The organism is Methylobacterium sp. WL19 (assembly GCF_008040005.1).
In the GTDB taxonomy this organism is placed as follows: domain Bacteria; phylum Pseudomonadota; class Alphaproteobacteria; order Rhizobiales; family Beijerinckiaceae; genus Methylobacterium; species Methylobacterium bullatum.
Genome location: NZ_VRVC01000242.1, coordinates 1 through 2,682, shown reverse-complemented (window position 1 = coordinate 2,682; position 2,682 = coordinate 1). Strand labels below are relative to the sequence as shown.

Below are 2,682 nucleotides of genomic sequence, written 5' to 3'. Positions count from 1 at the left end.
CCGTCGCGACCGCCCGGGCCGCATCGGCTCGGGCTCGGCGACCTCCGCGCATCGGCCCCGGCCGATGCCGGAGGTGCCGCTACCGTCCACCGATCCGAGCCTCGTCCAGATGGGCGAGTTCGGTCGCGCGCACGGGCTCAACGGCGAAATCCGCCTGAAATCCTATACCGGCGACCCGCAGGCCATCGGCTCCTACGGGCCGCTCATCGGCGCCGGGGGCCAGCGCATCGAGCTCACCGACGTGCGCCGGGCCGGCGGAGCCTCGCCCGACCTGCTCGTTGTGCGGGTGAAGGGCGTCTCCGACCGCAACGGTGCGGAAGCCCTGAACCGCCTCGCCATCTACCTTCCGCGCGACCGCCTCGGCCATGTCGAGGACGAAGACGAGTTCTTCACGGCCGACCTCGTCGGCCTTGACGTGGTGGATGTGTCCGGCGCGCTCCTCGGCACCGTCACCGACGTGCCGAATTACGGCGGCGGCGATCTCCTCGAGATCAAGCCGACGCTGGGCGGTCCCACCGCGCTCCTGCCTTTCACCAAGGCCTTCGTCCCGATCCTCGACGTCGCCAACGGCCGGGTCGTCGTCGATCCGCCCGAAGACCTGTTCGCGCCCGCCGGGCCGAAGCCGCCCGACGAGCCCGCCTGAGGCGGGAGCGACCCGACCGGGCCGTCGCTCAGGGCTTGACGGTCGTCATCGCCGTCCGTGCCATCTCCAGCGGCGCCGACGTCACCGGCATCGGCCCGTCGAAGGGCCGCTCGTGCAGTCCGATCATGCCCAGCGTCGTCACCGTGGCGACCGAGAACAGGATCATCGCCACGGCCTGCGGCACCGGCTTGTCCACGTGGATCAGCCCGATGGACACGAGGGTGAGCAGCGCCAGCACCATCAGCGTCAGCCATTTCGACTGGTCGCCCTGAACGTCGGCGAGGCCGAGGCGCGTGCCGCGCTCGGCCCGCAGGTTCATCACCGCGTCGAGAAGGCTCCCATGCGCGGCGGCTCCCGCCTCGGCGCTGTGCCGGGGATCGGCCACGGACTGCATCAACTCGCCCAGGGCCTCGTTGGCGGTCGCCGACGACTCGCCCACCGTCATCTTCGGCCATTCGTCGTCGATCAGCGCGTTCGCATAGGCGACCAGCTTGGTGCGGATCGCGGACATGTCGGAGGCCGTGGCGAGGCTCAGGTCATGGACGGCGAGGAGGTTGGTCTTCTCCGACTGGACGATCTTCGTCGCCTGCCGCTGACGCTCCCAGGCGTCGTTGGCCACGAAGCCCGTGAGCAGCGCCAGCATCACCGAGATGGCGTTGAAATAGGGGGCGACGACGCCGATCCCGAGCTTGTGCATGCCCGGGCGCGTCGCGGACCAGGTGGAGAGAAAGCTGATGGCGCCCATGCAGACCGCGAAGACGGCGCTCAGAAGGACGAACATCAGCCAGACAGGCTGATCGAGCCAAAACGTCAGGACCACGCACTCATTCTCCCGCTCGGTGTTCGAGGCGGGGCCACCCTAGCGCTTCGCCGCTACCGAACCGTGAATCCGGGCGCGATCACCGCCGGTCGGATCGCGTCGCCACGTCCTTGCAGGGGGAGATCGCGGAGGGGGCGGGACGCGCGTCGACCGTGGGCGCCTCGAAGATCGCGAGATAGCCGACCCCGCCCTCCAGCACCGAGAAGCCGGTCTCCCGGTAGCCCGCCGCCGCGAGTTCGCACCGCAGGAGGGCCGGCGGCGTCCCGTGCCGCGAGGGAATCGCGTCGGCATCGACGATCCCGACCCGGCCGCCGGGCTTCATCGCGGCGGCGAGGTTGTGCAGGAGGCCATAGGGCTGGCTGATCTCGTGGTACATGTGGACCAGCAACGCCGCGTCGAGGGAGCCCGGCGCCAGACGTGGATCGTGGGCCTCGCCCCGTAGCACGGTGACGTTGCCGAGCTTGGCCTGCGCGATGCGGGCCGTCAGGTCGGCGAGGTAGCGCGGCGTCACGTCCTCGGCGACGATCCGCCCCTGCGGCCCGACCCGCTCGGCCAGACGCACCGTGTAATAGCCGCTGCCGGCCCCGATATCGGCCACCGTCTCCCCGGGCGCGATCCGCATCAGCCGCGCCACCTGGCCGACTTCGTCGACCGTGTCGCGCTGGGCTTCCGATGCCCAGAGCGGCGCGATGATCTCGGCCACCGGCCTGTCCGGCTTCGGAAAGGCGGAGGCGGGGGCGCCGGGAGGTGCCAGCGGTTCTGTGGCGAAGGCCGGGACGATGAGGGCGATGAAGGCCGCGAGGGCAAGACGAGGAGACATGGCGGGACAACGAGGCGGCCCGCCCGGAAGTGCCCTCCCCCCGGTTGCGGCGCGTTGGCGTTCGTCGGCGGAGCCCGTAGAGGCATGAGACCGGAAGGGCGTTGTTGACCCGCCCTCACCACACGCGCCATCAAGCGGCATGACGAGCGCGCCCTGGTCCGCCACGATCCTCACCCTCTACCCCGAGATGTTTCCCGGCCTCCTCGGGATGTCGCTCTCGGGCGATGCGCTCGCGCGCGGAACCTGGACCCTGGAGGCCCGGCAGATCCGCGAGCACGGGATCGGCCGCCACCGCGCCGTGGACGACACTCCTGCCGGCGGCGGCGCGGGCATGGTGCTGCGCTGCGACGTGCTGGGTGCGGCCATCGATGCCGTTGCCTCCCCCGGCGATACCCGCCC

3 protein-coding genes and 1 pseudogene are annotated in these 2,682 nt (G+C 71.0%); 2 read left to right on the top strand and 2 right to left on the bottom strand.

Features of this window, described 5'->3' with window-relative positions; all coding sequences use genetic code 11:
- The first annotated feature begins 64 nt into the window (after positions 1 to 64).
- Complete coding sequence (rimM, locus tag FV220_RS24710; RefSeq protein ID WP_147833550.1) at positions 65 to 643, top strand: ribosome maturation factor RimM; 579 nt, start codon at positions 65 to 67, stop codon at positions 641 to 643.
- 28 nt (positions 644 to 671) lie between these two features.
- Here the strand turns inward: rimM and FV220_RS24705 are convergent, their stop codons facing one another.
- Together FV220_RS24705 and FV220_RS24700 are read right to left on the bottom strand one after the other, a co-directional pair.
- Positions 672 to 1,463 carry a DUF4239 domain-containing protein gene (locus tag FV220_RS24705; protein WP_147833549.1) on the bottom strand — a complete coding sequence of 264 codons (792 nt, stop codon included), beginning with the start codon at positions 1,461 to 1,463 and terminating at the stop codon, positions 672 to 674.
- A gap of 79 nt (positions 1,464 to 1,542) precedes the next feature.
- Positions 1,543 to 2,283 (bottom strand): methyltransferase domain-containing protein, encoded by a 741-nt coding sequence (locus tag FV220_RS24700; RefSeq protein WP_147833548.1) that lies wholly within the window; start codon positions 2,281 to 2,283, stop codon positions 1,543 to 1,545.
- A gap of 139 nt (positions 2,284 to 2,422) precedes the next feature.
- On the opposite strand from FV220_RS24700, the pseudogene FV220_RS24695 reads away from it, so the two are divergent.
- Positions 2,423 to 2,682, top strand: a pseudogene (locus FV220_RS24695) (tRNA (guanosine(37)-N1)-methyltransferase TrmD); the annotation flags it as partial.

Excerpts from the sequence above, each read along its gene's own strand:
- rimM (WP_147833550.1), top strand. The coding sequence starts at position 65 with ATGCCGGAGGTGCCGCTACCGTCCACCGATCCGAGCCTCGTCCAGATG.
- FV220_RS24700 (WP_147833548.1), bottom strand. The coding sequence starts at position 2,283 with ATGTCTCCTCGTCTTGCCCTCGCGGCCTTCATCGCCCTCATCGTCCCG.